Here is a 1955-nt window from a genome sequence, read left to right as displayed (position 1 = left end):
TAGCTTGCTATCTGCTGACGAGCGGCGGACGGGTGAGTAATGCTTGGGAATATGCCTTATGGTGGGGGACAACAGTTGGAAACGACTGCTAATACCGCATAACGTCTACGGACCAAAGGGGGGGATCTTCGGACCTCTCGCCATTTGATTAGCCCAAGTGAGATTAGCTAGTTGGTAAGGTAAAGGCTTACCAAGGCGACGATCTCTAGCTGGTTTGAGAGGATGATCAGCCACACTGGGACTGAGACACGGCCCAGACTCCTACGGGAGGCAGCAGTGGGGAATATTGCACAATGGGCGAAAGCCTGATGCAGCCATGCCGCGTGTGTGAAGAAGGCCTTCGGGTTGTAAAGCACTTTCAGTTGTGAGGAAAGGGTTGTAGTTAATAGCTGCAATCTGTGACGTTAACAACAGAAGAAGCACCGGCTAACTTCGTGCCAGCAGCCGCGGTAATACGAGGGGTGCAAGCGTTAATCGGAATTACTGGGCGTAAAGCGTTCGTAGGCGGTCTATTAAGCAAGATGTGAAAGCCCAGGGCTCAACCTTGGAACTGCATTTTGAACTGGTAGACTAGAGTACTGTAGAGGGTGGTGGAATTTCCAGTGTAGCGGTGAAATGCGTAGAGATTGGAAGGAACATCAGTGGCGAAGGCGGCCACCTGGACAGATACTGACGCTGAGGAACGAAAGCGTGGGGAGCGAACAGGATTAGATACCCTGGTAGTCCACGCCGTAAACGATGTCAACTAGCCGTTTGTGTCCTTGAGACGTGAGTGGCGCAGCTAACGCACTAAGTTGACCGCCTGGGGAGTACGGCCGCAAGGTTAAAACTCAAATGAATTGACGGGGGCCCGCACAAGCGGTGGAGCATGTGGTTTAATTCGATGCAACGCGAAGAACCTTACCATCCCTTGACATCCAGAGAAGAGACTAGAGATAGACTTGTGCCTTCGGGAACTCTGTGACAGGTGCTGCATGGCTGTCGTCAGCTCGTGTTGTGAAATGTTGGGTTAAGTCCCGCAACGAGCGCAACCCCTATCCTTATTTGCCAGCGCGTTATGGCGGGAACTCTAAGGAGACTGCCGGTGATAAACCGGAGGAAGGTGGGGACGACGTCAAGTCATCATGGCCCTTACGGGATGGGCTACACACGTGCTACAATGGCAGGTACAGAGGGCAGCAATACCGCGAGGTGGAGCGAATCCCACAAAGCTTGTCGTAGTCCGGATTGGAGTCTGCAACTCGACTCCATGAAGTCGGAATCGCTAGTAATCGTAGATCAGAATGCTACGGTGAATACGTTCCCGGGCCTTGTACACACCGCCCGTCACACCATGGGAGTGGGATGCAAAAGAAGTGGCTAGTTTAACCTTTCGGGGAGGACGGTCACCACTTTGTGTTTCATGACTGGGGTGAAGTCGTAACAAGGTAACCCTAGGGGAACCTGGGGTTGGATCACCTCCTTATCTTGAAGTAAAATTACTTAATGGAATCCTCGGATTCACGAGTGTTCACACAAATTGTATGATAATGAAAATGAAGAAGTAATAGGTCTGTAGCTCAGCTGGTTAGAGCGCACCCCTGATAAGGGTGAGGTCGGCAGTTCAAGTCTGCCCAGACCTACCAATTCCTTAAAAGGAAAAGGTAGATTTCTTCGTCATAATTGAGAATAGAAGCCAAATTTAAACTACGCTTTATAAGCTAATTTAAATTTGGTTTTTTTAAACCATATCTTTGCCGAATGTGTGCAAATGATAAGTTCTTTAACAATCTGGAAAGCTGATATAAATATCGGTATTTATATGTTGAACACGGTGTCGCGCTGTTGTTCATATGATTATAAATACCAAGCTGTTAGCACATTCTCTTATCGTGAATGTGGTGATGGTGATAGTGCATCCCCCAAGGATGTATTATCGAATTCATACTACTCGAAAGAGTAAGATGTCTTATCAA

Annotated in this window: 1 tRNA gene and 1 rRNA gene; both read left to right on the top strand. The window is 48.6% G+C overall.

The features are described from left to right. Positions 1-1465, top strand: a 16S ribosomal RNA gene (locus GAB14E_RS13540); the annotation flags it as partial. An 83-nt stretch (positions 1466-1548) separates the two neighbouring features. Next, a tRNA-Ile gene (locus GAB14E_RS13545) sits at positions 1549-1625 on the top strand. The last annotated feature ends 330 nt before the right edge of the window (positions 1626-1955 follow it).

This window comes from Colwellia psychrerythraea (assembly GCF_000764185.1).
Classification (GTDB): Bacteria; Pseudomonadota; Gammaproteobacteria; order Enterobacterales; family Alteromonadaceae; genus Colwellia; species Colwellia psychrerythraea_B.
This window is presented reverse-complemented; position numbering and strand designations above follow the sequence as displayed.